We start from the raw sequence: 15,530 nt of genomic DNA, 5'->3' as shown, positions 1-15,530 counted from the left end.
GCTCATCGCTGCTCTCCCAAGGCTGCCACCGTTCGGGGCTGCTGGTTTGTCGGTTGCGCCGAATGCCCGTCGGCGACACCGCGCCAGCGGCTCAGGGTCAGCGCGTTCAGAACGACGCTGACGCTGCTGAAGGCCATCGCGGCACCGGCGATGACCGGGTTCAGCAAACCCAGAGCCGCCAGCGGAATGCCCAGCACGTTGTAGCCGAAGGCCCAGAACAGGCCCTGCTTGATCTTCGAGTAGGTGCGGCGCGAGATGTCCAGAGAGTCGGCCACCAGCCGCGGGTCGCCGCGCATCAGCGTGATGCCGGCGGTCTCGGTTGCCACGTCGGCGCCACCCGCCATCGCGTACGACACCGATGCGGCGGCGAGCGCCGGTCCGTCGTTCAGACCGTCGCCGACGAAGGCCACCACCTCGCCGGCGTCGCGAAGTTCCTTGACGATCGCCGCCTTGTCGCCGGGCAGCACCTCGGCACGCACATCGGCGATGCCCAGCTCCTTCGCGACGGCTTCGGCCGCGCCCCGGTTGTCGCCGGTCAGCATCACGGTGCGGATGCCGAGTTGATGCAGCCGAGATACCGCTTCCGCTGCGGCTGGCTTGACGGTGTCGCCGAAGGCAAGTAGGCCGAGTGAACGCCGATAACCAGCATCGGACTGAACCATCCACGACACGGTCCTGCCCTGCTGCTCCAGCCATTGCGCTTCAGCATGCAAGCCGCCTTCTTCGAGGCCCAGCTCGCGCAGCAGGCGCGTGCTCCCCAGGGCCAGCGTCTGGCCGCGCACGACCCCCTGCACGCCGCGCCCCGGCAACGCCTGGGCCTCGTGCGCCTCAGGCACAGGCAGGCGCTCATGGCGAACCTGGTCCATCACGGCCACGGCGAGCGGATGGCTGCTCGACTTCTGCAGCGCAGCCGCCAGGCGCAGCACATCATCCCTGGTCGATCCCACTGCTGCCACCACGGCGGCGAGGGATGGCTTGCCTTCGGTGAGCGTGCCGGTCTTGTCGAACGCCACCACGGTGACGGCGTGTGCCGCTTCCAGCGCTTCCGCGTCCTTGATGAGGATGCCGTGGCGCGCCGCGACACCAGTGCCGGCCATGATGGCCGTCGGCGTGGCCAGCCCGAGCGCACACGGGCAGGCAATGACGAGCACCGCGACGGCGTTGATGAGCGCATGCTCCCAATCACCCGTGAAGCCGAACCATCCCAGGAAGGTGAGCAGCGCGATGACCAGCACCACCGGCACGAACACCGCGCTCACGCGGTCGACGATGCGTTGGATCGGCGCCTTCGCGGCCTGGGCCGACTCGACCATGCGGATGATGCGGGCCAGCGTCGTCTCCGCGCCGATGGCCATCGTGCGAACCGTCAGCGCACCTTCGGCATTGATCGCGCCGCCGGTCACCTTGTCGCCGACGCCCTTGGCCACCGGCAGGCTCTCGCCGGTGATGAGCGATTCGTCGATGTGGCTGCGGCCGTCCACGATCTCTCCGTCGACGGCCACGCGGTCGCCGGGTCGCACGATGACGAGATCGCCGACGACAACCTGCTCCACGGGAACATCAAGCTCGACATCACCGCGGCGCACGCGCGCTGTGGTCGGCCGCAAAGCGTTCAGCGCCCGGATGGCATCGGCTGTCTGCCGCTTGGCGCGCTGCTCGAGCCACTTGCCCAGCAGCACCAGCGTGATGACCGCCGCGGAGGCCTCGAAATACAGGTGCGGCATGCCATGCGCGGCATGCTTGAAGAGCAGGTAGACCGAGAGCCCGTAGGCGGCCGTTGTTCCGAGCGCCACCAGCAAATCCATGTTGCCGGCCTTGGCGAGCACGGCCTTCCAGCCGGCGCGGTAGAAGCGCCAGCCGAGCCAAAACTGCACCGGGGTCGCCAGCGCCAGCTGCAGCCAGCCGTCCAGCATCCAGTCGATGCCCAAGAGCTGCAGCAGCATCGGCAAGACCAGTGGCAGCGTCAACGCGCCGCTCACGGCCACGGGCCACCAGGCCGGCAAACGAGCCGCCGGCTGCGACTTCGCGTCCTGAACGTCCTTCGCGCTGTAGCCGGCCTTCTCGATCGCGGCCTTCAGCGCCGCGACTGGAACGGTCGACAGCGCCTGGATGCTCGCCTTCTCGGTCGCGAGATTGACGGTGGCGCCGGAGACGCCGGGGACCTTTCGCAGTGCCTTCTCGACGCGAGCCACACACGAGGCGCAGGTCATGCCTTCGATCTGCAGCGTGGTCTCGGTCGTCGCCACGTCGTAGCCAGCCTTGCGCACGGCAGCGGCCAGCGTGTCTGCGGTGACTGAGGGATCGGCGCTCACTGAGGCTTGTTCAGTCGCCAGGTTGACGCTGGCTTGCCTCACGCCGGTGACAGCCTTGAGCGACTTCTCGACGCGCATGACACAAGAGGCACAGGTCATGCCCGTGACCTGAAGCCGGATGTCGGAGAGTGCGGCGGTGTTCATGGATGCCTCGGGAAGTTGTTCGATCCTGTGCATCGTCAAGGTTCTAACGATGGCAAGGTCAACAGCCGCCGGCGATTCTGCATGCCGCGATTGTGGACTTCCGAAATGAGCGCTTGACCTTCCAACAGTGGGAGAGTGGAGAGTCGAAACATCAACAACCCACGGGACCCCACCATGATTGCTTTCGAAGTCAACGACATGACCTGCGGCCACTGCGTCAGCACCATCACCAAGGCGCTGAAGGCCACTGACAAGGATGCCAAGGTTCAGATCGACCTGGCCACGCACCGGGTGCAGGTGGAGCCGGTCTCGGCCGACGCCGAGGAACTGGCGGAAGCCATCAAGGACGCCGGCTACACGCCGGTGCCGGTCGAGGCGGCTGCCGGTGAAGCAGCGCCGCAGAAACGTGGCTCGTGCTGCGGCTGCCGATAAGGCGTTGGACGTGGTCGCGATGTTCCCGGCCGGGGATGTCGCGACCCAGGAGATGATGATCGGCACGCAGGCCAGTGGCTCTGTTGACGACATTACCCCGCCCACTCTTCTGGAGATGCCGACATGTTGCGACCTGAGCGCGTTGGCACGAGGCTCGGCCGAGCTGTCGGTGCTCTGACCGACACCCCAGAGTTCAACGTCGCAGCCTTCGCGTTGCTGCTCAACTTCGCGTGGGAGATCCTGCAGGCGCCCTTGTTCGTCGGAATGGCCGAGATGCCTCACGCCCAGGTGACGAAGGCCTGCCTGCAGGCCACGGTCGGCGACGCGGTGATCATGCTGCTCGCTTATGGCGTCGTGGCTGTCGTCGTGCGCAGCCGCAGCTGGATCCTGGCGTCGAAGGGCTGGCAGTTGTCCTTGTTCGTTGCGATGGGCGTCTCGATCACCGCTGGCATCGAGTGGCTTGCGACGCGCGGGTACTGGATGGCCAGCTGGAGCTACCTGCCGACGATGCCCCTGGTGCCAGGCACCGACATCGGCCTGGTGCCGCTGCTGCAGTGGATCGTGCTGCCGCTGCTGACCGTGTGGTTCGTGAGACGGCAGCTTCCTCACCGTGCGCAAGCTGCCACCGAGACCGAGACGGCGTCGTGACAGGCGCCTTTCAGCGCCGAGGCAGAGGCTGCTGACTCCAGTGTTCGCTGCCGCACAGCCAGCGCCGTCGCAACCAGCCACGCTCAGCCTTTGCCGAGCGCGTGGCGGTTCAGGAAGTCTTCAGGAAGTCTCATGCTCGCGCGGATCGATAAAGCCTCCAGGAGTCGTGCAAGCGTCGCGTGGCTGCGTTGTGCTACAGCGTGCCTGCACAACGCGACGCCTGAACCGTTGGCGCGATGCCACTTCATGGCGCACTGATCACCGAAATTCACCTCAAGGAAACCCCCCATGAACATCAAGAAGCGCAACCCCCTCCAGGCCCTGTTCCTCGTACCGATGGCAGCCCTTTTGCTCGCATCGGCGCCGGCTCAGGCGCAGACGGCCCCGACGATGGCCCCGTCAGCCAGCATGCCCATGGGACAGATGCACAAGGGCGCGGCCGCGCCGCATGACATGAAGGCGTCCATGATGATGGGCATGGACGGCATGCAGAAGATGGCGATGTCGGGCGACGTCGACAAGGACTTCGCGATGATGATGAAGATGCACCATCAGCAAGCCTTGAACATGGCCGAGATGGAACTTGCGCACGGCAAGTCCGCCGAGATGAAGGCCATGGCCAAGCAGATCATCGTGGCGCAGAAGAAAGAGATCGCGCAGTTCGACAAGTGGCTCGCCAAGCAGAAGTGATGGGTGGTGGCGGGGCTCACGATTGGAGCGTGGAGCCGGATGAGTGTCGACCCACAAAACGCTGTTTCCACCGTCAGGGTCTGCGTGGGCGCATTTGCGCCAGCTGTAGCCGCGCACCAAGGCTTGATCGCCTGCGACGCTGAGCATCTGCAGCACATCGGTTCGCGGTCCACCGAACATGTGTGGGGACTGAAGCCGGAGCCCCGGAGCGCGCAGAACGTCAATCCGCGCGTAGGACCTCAGGAGTCGGTAACGCTCGGCCTTCGCAACCGGACGCGACTGAGTAACCGTCTTCCGAGTCAAGTGCCCTGGAGCGAGTTATCCCAAGGTTTGTTGGTTCTGACCACGGCATTGAGCGTGGTCAGCAGCTTGAGCATGCAGGCCACCAACACCCGCCTATCGCGGCGATGCCTCGATGCCGGACCGGCGACGTCAGCGGCCTGAGGCGGGCTGCCAGAACCGCAGCCGCCGTCGGCCTATCGCTTCGCCTTCGCCACTTCCTCCGCCACGAGCGCAGCAAGCTGGTCCGGACCGAAGGTGGGCAGGCTCCGGCCGTTGACGAAGAAGGTGGGCGTCCGGCTCACCTGCAGGGCGGTGAGGTCCTTGACATCTTGGGCCAGCAGCGCCTGCATCTCGGGCCGGGCCATGTCCTCCCGAGCCCGCTCGATGTCCAGGCCGGCCGCTTTCGCGATCTCGAAGGTGAGGTCGGGGTTGGGCCGCCCGTGGTCGGCCCAGGTCGGCTGCGCCTGCAGCACCGCTTCCAGCACCGCTTGGTACTTGCCCTGGCGCTTGGCCGCTTCGAGCAGCTTCACGACCTGGTCGGACCCTTGGTGAAAAGGCGCATAGCGGATGACGAGCCGGACGTCATCCGGGTACTTCGCCATCAGGCTCTTGACGATCGGATAGAACGCGCGGCAGGTCTCGCAGGCCGGGTCGAAGAACTCGACGATCGTGACCGGCGCGCCCTGCGGCCCGAGCACCGGCGAGTGCATGCGCACGAGGCGCTTCTGCTCGGCGCGGACTGTCTGGTCCTGGGCGCTCTGCGTCTGCTTCCGGTACAGGCTCACGCCAAGGGCGAAGGCGGCGACCACGAGGATCAGGATGCCGCCGACGGCGAGCTTCTTGGTGTTCATGGACGGGTCTTTCTCAGGTAGACGAGCAGGAGTGCGACGATGGCGGTGAAGGCCAGCAGCGACAGCCAAGGGATCTGGATGTCGCCGAAGATCACCAGCTTCTGATCGCTGCAGGACGGGCCGGCGCCGCAGGGAATCCACCACTGCGGCACCCAGCCTGCGACGAGTGCGGTGTGATACCCCGCCACTGCGACACCGCCCAGTGCCAGCGGCAAGGCGTAGATCGCGCCGCGCCGGTCGTTGCCGAAGGCCGCCATGCCGAGGATCACGGCCAGCGGAAACATCAGGATGCGCTGGTACCAGCAGAGCTGGCAGGGCGTCATGCCCATCACCTCGCCGATGAACAGCGCAGCGAAGGTCGACACCAGGGCGACGGCCCAGGCGGCAGATAGCCAGATCCATCCGGTGCCCGATCGGCTGGCCGGGGTGCTGCCGGGTGTCCCGTTCACGCTGCTCATAACGTGTGAAGTGTCACTGCAGGATGAATCCGTGTCGTCGCCGGCTCAGCCGCGACGGCCACAAAGGCTGCAACTCTGCTTGACGCCGATCGCGACATGCCCGTCCGCGAGTTCAGGCGCCCTATGGCGATGCAGCGACTTCTCACCGAGCAGGCTCGGGCTGCGATTTCCGCCGAGACCCATGCGCTGCCACGTCGGGTGGTGTCGACTTCAATGAACTCAACCGCGGAGATCCAGATCTGCAACCAATTTTGAGGCCTGTGCGCGTGTTTTCACCGACTCAGCCTGAGCCATCTGCCAGGTGAAGCTGGTACCCCAGGCCCAGCCCGAGCCGATGAGCTCGACCACCCGCAAGTCGCCGGCGCGGCCTTCAACACTCATGTCGATGCTCCGGCCCTCCCATTGCGCGGACACGCGATGTGCGCCGGGCTTCAGGCGCAGACGCACCAACGAAACCGGAATGGTCGCCGCGGTGGTGGCGCCATCGACCGCCACAGGCACCACCACACTGGCATCTCCCCAGCGGCTGCGCAGCACGTACACGGTCAGCGCAGCGGGGTCGGCCTCGAAGCGTTTGGCCTCGGCCTCGACGGCGTCGGTCGGCACGGCGGTCGGTGTGCAGGTCAACGTTGGACGGTAGCTCTTGCCGATGCGGTGGCAGTAGGTGCCGTCGGTGTTGACGGACCGCAATGGTTTGGTCATGCACCCGGCGAGCGGCGCAAGGCCAACCACCGCCAGGCCAAGCAACAGCGTTCTGCGGTGAGGGCGGTCTGACTCGCTCATGATGAACTCCGGTCTACTTCAGCGCAAAGCGCACGGTGCCGGCTGACTTGCCAGCGATGGTCACCAGGGCGACCACCTTGGTGCCGGGGCCGACCTTGAAAGTGCCTGAGGCTTCGAGCTTGTCGCCCGCCGGCTTGAGCTCGACTTCCTGCTTCTCGGCGCCTGTGAGCAGCGTCAGCTTGGCGCTGGCCTTGGACACATCAGCAGGCTTGCCATGGTCCCGCAGGTGCAGCTGGATCATCGTGGGCTTGGCGACCAGTTCGTAGTCGATGTCCTTGACTTCAACGACGACGCCGCCGTGCATGGGCTTGTGCTCATGCGCGTGGTCGTGCTTGTCGCCGGCGGCGTAGGCCGAACCGGCCAGGGCCAGGGTGATTGAAGCAAACAGGGCTTGGGTCTTCATGGGAGTGCTTTCGGGGTGATGGGTGGTAACAGGGGAAAGCTTCAAAGCGCCTCGGCGTCCTTGTCGTTCATCAGCGCTTCGGCCGGCTTGCGCCCGAAGAGCCAGAACATCGCGGGCGTGAGGAAGGTGTCGAGCAGCGTCGAGCTGATCAGGCCGGAGAAGATCACGACGGCCACGGGGTGCAGCACCTCGGTGCCGGGCTGCTCGGCCTCGAACAGCAGCGGGGCCAGCGCGAAGGCCGTGACCAGCGCCGTCATCAGCACCGGGCTCAGCCGCTCCAGCGAGCCGCGCATAATCATCTTCTGGTCGAAGTTCTCGCCCTCGAATCGCATCAGGTTGATGTAATGGCTGACCTTGAGGATGCCATTGCGCACCGAGATGCCGGCCAGCGTGATGAAGCCGACCAGGGCGGCCACTGACAGCGGTTGCCCTGAAAGCCACAGGCCGAGTACCGCGCCGACCAGGGCGAGCGGGATGTTCACCATGATCAGCGCCGACAGCGCGGCCGACTTGTAGCGGCTGTAGAGCACCACGAACATCAAGGTCAGCGACACGATGGACAGCAGGCCGACCAGGCGCGAGGCTTCCTCCTGCGCCTGGAACTGACCGCCCAGCGTGATGAAGTAACCCTCGGGCAGCTTTGTTTCGGCGACCACCTTGCGGATGTCGGCGACGATCTCCGAGAGCGCGCGCCCGGACGCATTCGCCGACAGCACGATACGCCGCTTGCCGTCGTCGCGGCTGATCTGGTTCGGGCCGTCACCGTCTTCGATGGTGGCGATCTTCGACAGCGGGATGCGTCCGTTCGGCGTCTCGATCAGGATCTGGCCCAGGCCTTCCACCGAGCGCGCCGATTCCGGCAGCTTCACCACCAGCGCGAAGCGGCGGCTGCCCTCGACGATCTGGGTGACCTTCTCGCCTTCGACCAGCGCCTGCAATGCCGACAGCACCTGAGGCGCCGGCACACCGTACTGCGCGGCCGCGGCGTAGTCGATGCGCACCTTGATCTGCGGCGCGAGCACCTGCTTCTCGATCTGCAGGTCGGCAATGCCCGGGATGGTGGCCAGCTTTGCGCGCAGCACGTCGGCCTGGCCGCGCAGGGCATCGAGGTCTTCGCCGAAGATCTTGATCGCGATCTGCGATCGCACGCCCGACAGCATGTGGTCAATGCGGTGCGAGATGGGCTGGCCGATCTCCAATGCGGCCGGCAGATTGACCAGGCGCGCACGGATGTCGGCCTTGATCTCGTCCATGCTGCGCGTCAGTTCCGCCGTGGGCTTCAGGCCCACGTCGAGCTCACTGACGTGCACCCCCTCGGCATGCTCGTCGAGTTCCGCGCGGCCGCTGCGCCGCCCGACGTGTGTCACCTCAGGCACCTGCTTGACCAGCACTTCGGCCTGGCGCGCCAGCGCTGACGATTCCGTCAGCGTGACACCGGGGTTCAGGCGCAGGCCGATCAGCAGCGTGCCTTCGTTGAAGGGCGGCAGGAAGGTCGTCGGAAAGAACGGCACGGCCACCGCAGCAACGAGCACCGCTGCACCTGCGGCGGCCATGGCGGCCTTGGGCCGATCAAGAACACCCTGCAGGCTGCTGCGGTAACGCGCCTTCAGCCAGGCCAGGACCTTGGTGTCGCCATGGTCCAGGTTCTTCATCCGCGGCAGCAGGTAGTAACTCAGGACAGGTGTCACCGTCACCGACACGATCAGCGACGCCAGCGTCGAGACGATGAAGGCGATGCCCAGCGGCACGAACAGCTTGCCCTCCAGCCCGGGCAGCGCGAACAGCGGGATGAAGACCAGCACGATGATGACCGTGGCATACAGGATCGCTGACCGCACCTCCATCGTCGCGTGCGCAACGATCTCGATCGGATTCAGGCGGCTGTGCGGATGATTGGCGCGGTCCGCCTTCAGCCGTCGCAGCACGTTTTCGACGCCGACCACCGCGTCGTCGACCAGGCCGCCGATGGCGATGGCCAGGCCACCCAGCGTCATGGTGTTGATCGACAGCCCGAAATACTTGAAGACCAACGCGGTGATGAAGATCGACACCGGGATGGCCGTCAACGCGATGATGGTCGGCCGCAAGGTGCCGAGGAAGAAGAACAGGATCACCGCCACGAAGATCGACGCGCCGATCAGCTTGCCCTGCAGCGTGGTGATCGAGGCCTCGATGAAGCTGGCCTGGCGGAAGGTCACGCGCGGTGCCTCCATGCCGGCCGGCAGCGAGGCCTTCAGGCCCATCAGAGCGTCTTCGATTGACTTGGTGAGCGCGATGGTGTCGGCGGTCGGCTGCTTCTGGATGCCCAGGATCACGGCCGGTTTGCCTTCGTAGCCCGCGTCGCCGCGCTTGAGCGCCGCGGCGAAGGTCACCTCGGCGATCTGGCGCATGAGGATCGGTTGCCCATCCCTGGATGTCAGCGCCAGGTTGTTCAGGTCTTCGAGGCGTGAAGTCCGGCCGAGGTTGCGAATCAGGTACTCGCGACCGTTCAACTCCAGGAAGCCGCCGGAGGTGTTGGAGGAGTAGCCTTTCAATGCGCCTTCGAGCTGGTCGTGCGTGATGCCCAGCTCGGCCATGCGCGTCGTGTTCGGCTGCACCTGGAACTGGCGGACTTCACCACCGATGGGGATCACCTGCGCGACGCCCGGCACCGACAGCAGCCGCGGGCGCAGCACCCAGTCGGCGTACTCGCGCACCGCCATCGGGCTGATCTTGCTCGGATCGACCGGAATGGCGATCTGCATGATCTCGCCCATGATCGAGCTGATCGGACCCATGCGCGGCACCACGCCTTCGGCGATGCCTTCTTCCATCGACGACAGGCGCTCCGACACCAGTTGCCGCGCGCGGAAGATGTCGGTGCTCCAGTCGAAGGTGACATAGAGGAAGGACAGGCCTGCCGACGAGGTCGAGCGCACCGACTCCACGCCGGGCAGACCGTTCATGGTCGTCTCCAGCGGGAAGGTGATGAGCTGCTCCACTTCCTCAGCAGCCATGCCGCCGGCCTCGGTCATGATGGTGACGGTGGGTTTGTTAAGGTCGGGGAACACGTCCACCGGCGTGGTGGACAGGGTGAACACGCCGTAGGCCATCAGCACGACGCTGGCGATGATCACCAGCAGCCGGTTCGTGAGGCTGTTGTCGAGTAGCCACTTGAACATGTCAGCGCACCTGGTTGATCAAGGTGGCGCCTTGTGTCGCCACCCGGTCGCCCGGTTCGAGCCCCGACGTGACCGCGGCATTGACGCCGTCCAGCGGCTCGGTGGTGACGGTGCGTGGCTCAAAGCGCTCCGGCGCCGTCTTGACCCAGACGACGGTCTGGTTGGCCGGGTTCTTCATCAGCGAGGCCACCGGCACCGAGACACCCTTGACCTTGTCCCTGGTCTGCACGAACACGCGCACCGGCTGGCCGACAGCCAGCAGGTTGAGCGCATCACCCTGGGCCCGGAAGGCCAGCGGCAGCGCCTGCTCGCGCAAGCTACGCGACGCACCGATGAAGGTCAGCGGCATCCGTTGGTCGCCCACGGCCATCGTCGCGGCGCCGATGTTCGACGCGATGGCGGCGTCGAAGGCCAGCGCCTCGACGCGCAGGCGCGAGGGGTCGACGATCTCGAAGACCAGTTCGCGGGCATCGACCACTTGGCCGGCCACCACGTTGGCCGAGGCAATCACGCCGGACACCGGTGCCACCAGGGCTTCGCGGGTGGACAGGCCACCCCCGACGGCGGCGATGCGCGCCGCCAGGCTGGCGGCTTCGCTCTCGGCCGCTTCGATCTCCTTGCGCGGCACCGTGTCGGCCAGATCCTGCAGGCGCGCGATGCGCTTGTCGGCCAGTGCCTTGGCGGCGCGCAGCTCGGCAAGTTGCGCGGCTTGGTTGGAGCGTTCGATGGGCGCCGCCGACGGAACGACGTAGGCCAGCACTTCACCCTTGCGCACCTCCTGCCCAGGGTTGGGCAGGCCACGCGGCCCCGGTTCGATGCGGCCGGCGTTCAGCGGCTGCACCTTGCCACCGGCGTTCGGGTCCATCAGCACCTTGGCGCCCAGTTCCACGGTGCGGGGCAGCTCGGCGGCTTCGGTGACGACGGTGCGTACGCCCAGCTGGCGCTGTGCAGGCTTGGGCAGGAATACGCTGCCGTCGGGCTGGCGCTGCGGGCCGTTGGCACTGGGCGCTGCCGGCGCATCGCCGTGGTCATGTCCTTCGCCGGCATGGGCTGGAGACAGTGCTGCCAGGGCGAACCACAGCGCCAGGCTGGTGGCGATCAGCGTGCGCTTCATGCTGCACCCCCAGCGCGAACGCTGCGAGCGCCCATCAAACGACGCCCACCCCACAGGAGAAGGGCCAGGACCGCCACGCCGCCTGCAGCCCAGCCTGCGTACTTCGTCCAGGCGATGGTTGCGACCGCCTCCTCGGTGTGCGCCTCCTCGTGGATGTCGAGTTCACCGGCCAGCAAGTCGGTCTCGTTGCCTGCGATCACGGTTGCGGCGACCGGCAGAACGCCGGGCTGGGGCTCATCGGGCAGCACGACTTCATATTCGTCCTCGCCTTGCTTCTCGGCTTTGAACTTCGCGCCGCCGATCTCGAGCTCGATCTGCGCGCCGCGCACCGGGCTGTTGTCGGCAAAGCGGTCGAGGTACAGGGTGATCTGCTTGCCGCTGAGCACGCCGACGAGCTCGAAGGTCTCTGACACCGCAGAGAACCGCGGGAGTGCTTGGCCGACGGCCGCAGGTGCCGCGTCACCGTGGTCATGGCCTTCACCCGCCCAGGCGGGCACAGCAAGGAGGATGGCCGCAGAGAGCAGCGCGGCCGGGAGTTTCGGGAAGTTCATGGAAGGGTTCCTGGAGGATTCGGGGGGTAGGAATCACGGACACGGCGCCGGCAGCCATCACTGGGGCAGAAGGCCGAGGGCCTGGCGCCATGCGGAAATCGCTGCCGAGAGTTCGATGCGGGTGCGTGCCGCCTGTCGGTCGGCCTCGGCGGCTTCGGCCTCGATGCGCAGGCGTGTCGGCAGATCGGTTTCGCCGAGTCGGAAGGACTTGTCGAAGAAGCCGCGCGACTCGCGGGCGAGTTGCGCACGCCTTTCGGCGGCTGCCAACTGCGTGCGCGAGGCTTCGACACGCACGCGCGCCGCTTCCCGTTCTGCAGTGAGACGTTCACGTTCCAGTGCCAACTGGGCCTGGACTTCGGTCGCCTCGGCGCGCGCGTTGGCGCCGCGGGCATCGAAGCGCGGCCCAGCGCCGAAGGGGATGCGGATGGCCAGCGTGATGGTTTGCTGGGACGCCTCGCCGCGGGCACCGCGGTCTCGCGTGGTTGCCAGCATCAGCTCGGGGTTGGCGCGCGACTGGGTGGCGGTCAGCGCGACGGTTCGATCTGCCACGGTGGCGCGGTCCTTGAGCTCCTGCAAAGCGGCGTGCGCTTCGAGCTCAGTGGCTGCGGCGCCGGGATCCGGCTCGGCCAGAGTGTCGCCTGCGCCAGACAATGCGGGTGCGGCGCCGGCCAGCGCACGCAGATGCTGTCGTGCCGCCGCGAGGCCGGCCTCGGCCTGCGCCACAGCAGCTTCCGCGCTGGCCACCGCGCCGTCAGCCTGGTGCTGGTCGGCGCGGGCCAGATCGCCGGCCTTCGCACGCCGGGCCACGTCAGCGGCAATGAGGCGGGTGTTTTCGAGTTGATCGCGGGCGGTTCCGACCTCGATGCGCGCACGCTGCCACTGCCACCAGGCATCGCGGACGGTGGCGGCGACGCGCAGTTGTGCCGCAGTGGCCCGGCTTTCGATGGCAGCGCCCTCGGCGTCGGCCAGCGCTGCGCTGCGGCCACGTTCACCGGGCAGCCACAGCGGCACGGCGATGCCGACCTCGACCTCACGCGCGCCCTGGTTGTTGCCCAGGCGGTCGGTCTTGTTCGAGAGCTCCAGCGCTGCCGGCTCTGGCGTCCACGCCTTCGCTGCGCTTTGCTGAGCGCGTACAGCGTCGCGCCGCGCCTGCAGCGCCAGGGCTTCGGGCTGGCGGGCCCATGCAGCTTCATAAACCTGGCGCAGGCTCAGTGTGCTTGCGGCGGCTTCCGTGCCTGCCGCTCCTGCAGCCGTGGCAGTCGCAGCGGCCGCCGTAGCGGCCTGTGCCTGCACAGTCGTGCCGCAGAAGGTCGCGGCGGCAACCACGCTGGCGCGCAGCAGCAGGGCCCTCGTTCGAGTTCTTGGTGTCATCCGATGCTCCAGTGTTGAAAACAACTCACGGGAGATCGGCAAGCGGCGACCAACAGGTCGCGTCGTGCCCGACGGCGCCGCAGGCTGCGGCGCACACTCAGGCGCGAACGGGCTTCAGAAAGGGAAGAGACCCGCCTCGCCGATCAGGCGAGGGGCCGCCACTGAGGGCGTTCGGGTCGGGGGGCGCGTGTGCGCCGCTGTCCACGTCGATGGTGGCGCCTGGCCGCTCAACCGAAACCCCGGCAGTAAGGTAGGACGGCAAGGACAGCATCACACTGCAGTTGCCATGGCACTGACCACAGTCCAGATCGATGGCGCCTGGTGCTTTGTCGGCCTGAAGTTCAGTGGTGGCTTTCGAATCCGCAAACGTCTTGCCATCGCCATCGCCATCGCCCTCAGCCGCAGAGTGATGGTGATGCTCATGATGACCGAAGTGCCCAGAAGCAACTTCACGCTCATGCCCGCAGTACGGCGCCACTGCCGCCCAGCTGAACTGGAACGGCAGCAGAACAAGAAAGAAGATGGCAAGGAAGCGGGACATGGCAACGAGTCTAACGGACACAGGGTTTTCAGGGCCCAACCCAGCTGACTGGTTCTCTACGTTCTGGCAGATTCAAAGCCATGGGACCACCTGCGACGCCCACCTCGGCCGGCGCGACGTGCTTTTGTAGCATGCTGTCGAGAGCTTCGATGCAAACAGCGCAGACCTTTGCAGGATGGTCATCATCAGTCCCGTTGTCAGTGGCTCGTGGACGGGCGCTTCGGATCCTTGCGCTTTTTGACTACCGGACTCTTCGCGAGACGCTGTTGCAGTCGCTGTTTGTATCTGGGCACAGGCTCCGGTCGCGAGATTGGATGCCGCGCGCGCCAGTAGCGCTGAATCAGCCAGGCCACCCCACCGGCAGCAAGCACGACCAACCAAATCCAGGTCAGTGTCTGAGCAAGCGCTGAGTCGAGGTACTTGACCTGCATAGAAGTCTCTGGAGCCAGAGGCAAGATAGGACGAACAGTAAGCCATCACGGAGCAGGCATCCAACGCCAATCACCGCCAACCAGCGCCGGATCGAGCGACAGGCGGATTCTGCATTGCTTCAGCTCCGTGAGCTGACCGCTCGGGCGAGTCCTCTCTCCACGCGTGATATGGCCAAGAGCAGCTGCCCGGCACATCTGAGCGCTCGTCACTCTCGCACCCCGTGCAGACGACCGGTCGCAGTCAATGCGGCGAGGCATCTCGATCTCTCCGCACTTGGCGGCCTGGACACGGGCGCCCCGCCTCGCAAAACAGCTGGGGACGCGCTGGCCGGGGCAGCGCACTGGCAACGTGCGAACTCGGGCCAGCCCGCAGAAGCCAAGGGCTGCACCGCAGCGATCTCAATGTCGATTCGACGGGCTGCGGCCGACGTGCACGGCGAAGGGCCTGCTGGCAAAGCCTGCCGGCGCGATTTGGCCTACATCGACGGACCTCCGGTCGAGCCCGTTGAAGGTCCAGGAGAACTGCTGTGCGCCGCTGCGGAAAACCACGGTTTCGCCGTAGCCGACGTTGAGCCGATCCGTGGCAGCGAGGTCCACGACGCGAACGGGAGCGCCCTGGGTCGCCGGCTGCCCATAGATGGATTGGCCGTTCATGAACACAGGTCCGCTGGCGGCAAAACTGAGGAAAGGGACGACGCTCAGGGCGACGAGGGCAGCGGTACGGAGTCGACGGGTCGATTGCATGTTCAGTCCTTTCGATGGGGGTAAGTGCCGGCAGCTGCGCAGAACCGCGCGCCTTGCCGACATCGAAGGTGACTGTAGAAACTGCATACCAACAGCCGCAGAACAGGAACATGACCGTCTCGTCATGTTCGTCATCGGCAGTCGTGCCCGCTGTGCCGGGATTCAGTGCGTTCCGCGGATGTGACGGTGCGGCGGCGCTGGCGTGGACTGGGCTGCCGCGGTGTCGAGCTCGTTGAGGATGCCGCACTGCTCGATGGCGTGGGGCGTGCCGCACCGCGCGCGCAATGCCTTCAGATCCTTCTGCAGCGTCCGCAGCTCGCGGATACGGTGGTTGACATGCCCGATGTGCTCGTCGAGCAATGCGTTCACCTCGCCGCAGTCCTGCAGGGGCGCATCGCGCAGCCGCAGCAGCGTCCGGATCTCATCGAGGGTCATGTCCAGGTTACGGCAGTGGCGGATGAACGCCAGCCGCTCCGCGTGTGCGGGTGTGTACATGCGGTAGTTGTTTTCCGCGCGCTGCGCTGCGGGGATCAGACCCTCGCGTTCGTAAAAACGGATCGTCTCGATCGCCGTCCCGGTCGACTCGGCCAGATCACCGATGCGCATGGTCTTCT

16 protein-coding genes are annotated in these 15,530 nt (G+C 66.3%); 5 read left to right on the top strand and 11 right to left on the bottom strand.

The annotated features are described in order from the left end of the window. Positions 1 to 2: 2 nt before the first annotated feature. On the bottom strand, positions 3 to 2,456 hold the full coding sequence (locus tag LRS14_RS04930; protein WP_257798805.1) for a heavy metal translocating P-type ATPase: 2,454 nt from the start codon (positions 2,454 to 2,456) through the stop codon (positions 3 to 5). A gap of 174 nt (positions 2,457 to 2,630) precedes the next feature. Between LRS14_RS04930 and LRS14_RS04925 the strand changes: the two genes are divergently transcribed. From LRS14_RS04925 to LRS14_RS04910, 4 genes are all read left to right on the top strand, one after another. Continuing rightward, entirely contained in the window at positions 2,631 to 2,888 is a 258-nt protein-coding gene (locus tag LRS14_RS04925; protein WP_257798804.1) for a heavy-metal-associated domain-containing protein, read from the top strand. Between the two features lie 10 nt (positions 2,889 to 2,898). Next, positions 2,899 to 3,066, top strand: a complete 168-nt coding sequence (locus LRS14_RS04920) for a hypothetical protein (protein WP_257798803.1) — start codon at positions 2,899 to 2,901, stop codon at positions 3,064 to 3,066. Continuing rightward, positions 3,012 to 3,536: a hypothetical protein gene (locus LRS14_RS04915; RefSeq protein ID WP_257798802.1), complete on the top strand. Its 525-nt coding sequence runs from the start codon at positions 3,012 to 3,014 to the stop codon at positions 3,534 to 3,536. Before LRS14_RS04920 ends, LRS14_RS04915 begins: the two co-directional genes overlap by 55 nt. A gap of 288 nt (positions 3,537 to 3,824) precedes the next feature. Further along, a complete protein-coding gene (locus LRS14_RS04910; RefSeq protein ID WP_257798801.1) occupies positions 3,825 to 4,226 on the top strand; it encodes a DUF305 domain-containing protein in 402 nt (133 codons plus the stop codon). Between the two features lie 476 nt (positions 4,227 to 4,702). Here LRS14_RS04910 and LRS14_RS04905 read toward each other — a convergent pair whose 3' ends face one another. The 8 genes from LRS14_RS04905 to LRS14_RS04870 form a co-directional block, all read right to left on the bottom strand. Then, positions 4,703 to 5,359 carry a thioredoxin domain-containing protein gene (locus LRS14_RS04905; RefSeq protein ID WP_257798800.1) on the bottom strand — a complete coding sequence of 219 codons (657 nt, stop codon included), beginning with the start codon at positions 5,357 to 5,359 and terminating at the stop codon, positions 4,703 to 4,705. Further along, on the bottom strand, positions 5,356 to 5,817 hold the full coding sequence (locus LRS14_RS04900; protein ID WP_257798799.1) for a disulfide bond formation protein B: 462 nt from the start codon (positions 5,815 to 5,817) through the stop codon (positions 5,356 to 5,358). The genes LRS14_RS04905 and LRS14_RS04900 overlap by 4 nt, the downstream gene beginning before the upstream one ends. A gap of 219 nt (positions 5,818 to 6,036) precedes the next feature. Continuing rightward, positions 6,037 to 6,600, bottom strand: a complete 564-nt coding sequence (locus LRS14_RS04895) for a hypothetical protein (RefSeq protein ID WP_257798798.1) — start codon at positions 6,598 to 6,600, stop codon at positions 6,037 to 6,039. A 13-nt stretch (positions 6,601 to 6,613) separates the two neighbouring features. Continuing rightward, a complete protein-coding gene (locus LRS14_RS04890; protein ID WP_257798797.1) occupies positions 6,614 to 7,003 on the bottom strand; it encodes a hypothetical protein in 390 nt (129 codons plus the stop codon). Between the two features lie 41 nt (positions 7,004 to 7,044). Then, on the bottom strand, positions 7,045 to 10,164 hold the full coding sequence (locus LRS14_RS04885; protein WP_257798796.1) for an efflux RND transporter permease subunit: 3,120 nt from the start codon (positions 10,162 to 10,164) through the stop codon (positions 7,045 to 7,047). Position 10,165: 1 nt separating this feature from the next. Then, positions 10,166 to 11,278, bottom strand: coding sequence for an efflux RND transporter periplasmic adaptor subunit (locus LRS14_RS04880; protein ID WP_257798795.1), 1,113 nt, complete (start codon positions 11,276 to 11,278; stop codon positions 10,166 to 10,168). Then, positions 11,275 to 11,829 (bottom strand): hypothetical protein, encoded by a 555-nt coding sequence (locus tag LRS14_RS04875; RefSeq protein WP_257798794.1) that lies wholly within the window; start codon positions 11,827 to 11,829, stop codon positions 11,275 to 11,277. Before LRS14_RS04875 ends, LRS14_RS04880 begins: the two co-directional genes overlap by 4 nt. A gap of 57 nt (positions 11,830 to 11,886) precedes the next feature. Next, positions 11,887 to 13,200, bottom strand: coding sequence for a TolC family protein (locus LRS14_RS04870; RefSeq protein ID WP_404977574.1), 1,314 nt, complete (start codon positions 13,198 to 13,200; stop codon positions 11,887 to 11,889). 286 nt (positions 13,201 to 13,486) lie between these two features. Here LRS14_RS04870 and LRS14_RS04865 point away from each other — a divergent pair, with 286 nt between their 5' ends. Further along, entirely contained in the window at positions 13,487 to 13,789 is a 303-nt protein-coding gene (locus LRS14_RS04865; protein ID WP_257798792.1) for a hypothetical protein, read from the top strand. A 782-nt stretch (positions 13,790 to 14,571) separates the two neighbouring features. Here the strand turns inward: LRS14_RS04865 and LRS14_RS04860 are convergent. Further along, a complete protein-coding gene (locus LRS14_RS04860; RefSeq protein ID WP_257798791.1) occupies positions 14,572 to 14,916 on the bottom strand; it encodes a CzcE family metal-binding protein in 345 nt (114 codons plus the stop codon). A 162-nt stretch (positions 14,917 to 15,078) separates the two neighbouring features. After that, positions 15,079 to 15,522, bottom strand: a complete 444-nt coding sequence (gene cadR / locus LRS14_RS04855) for a Cd(II)/Pb(II)-responsive transcriptional regulator (protein ID WP_257800413.1) — start codon at positions 15,520 to 15,522, stop codon at positions 15,079 to 15,081. Between the last annotated feature and the right edge of the window lie 8 nt (positions 15,523 to 15,530).

The sequence above is a fragment of the Aquincola sp. J276 genome, assembly GCF_024700035.1.
In the GTDB taxonomy this organism is placed as follows: domain Bacteria; phylum Pseudomonadota; class Gammaproteobacteria; order Burkholderiales; family Burkholderiaceae_C; genus Aquincola; species Aquincola tertiaricarbonis.
This window is presented reverse-complemented; position numbering and strand designations above follow the sequence as displayed.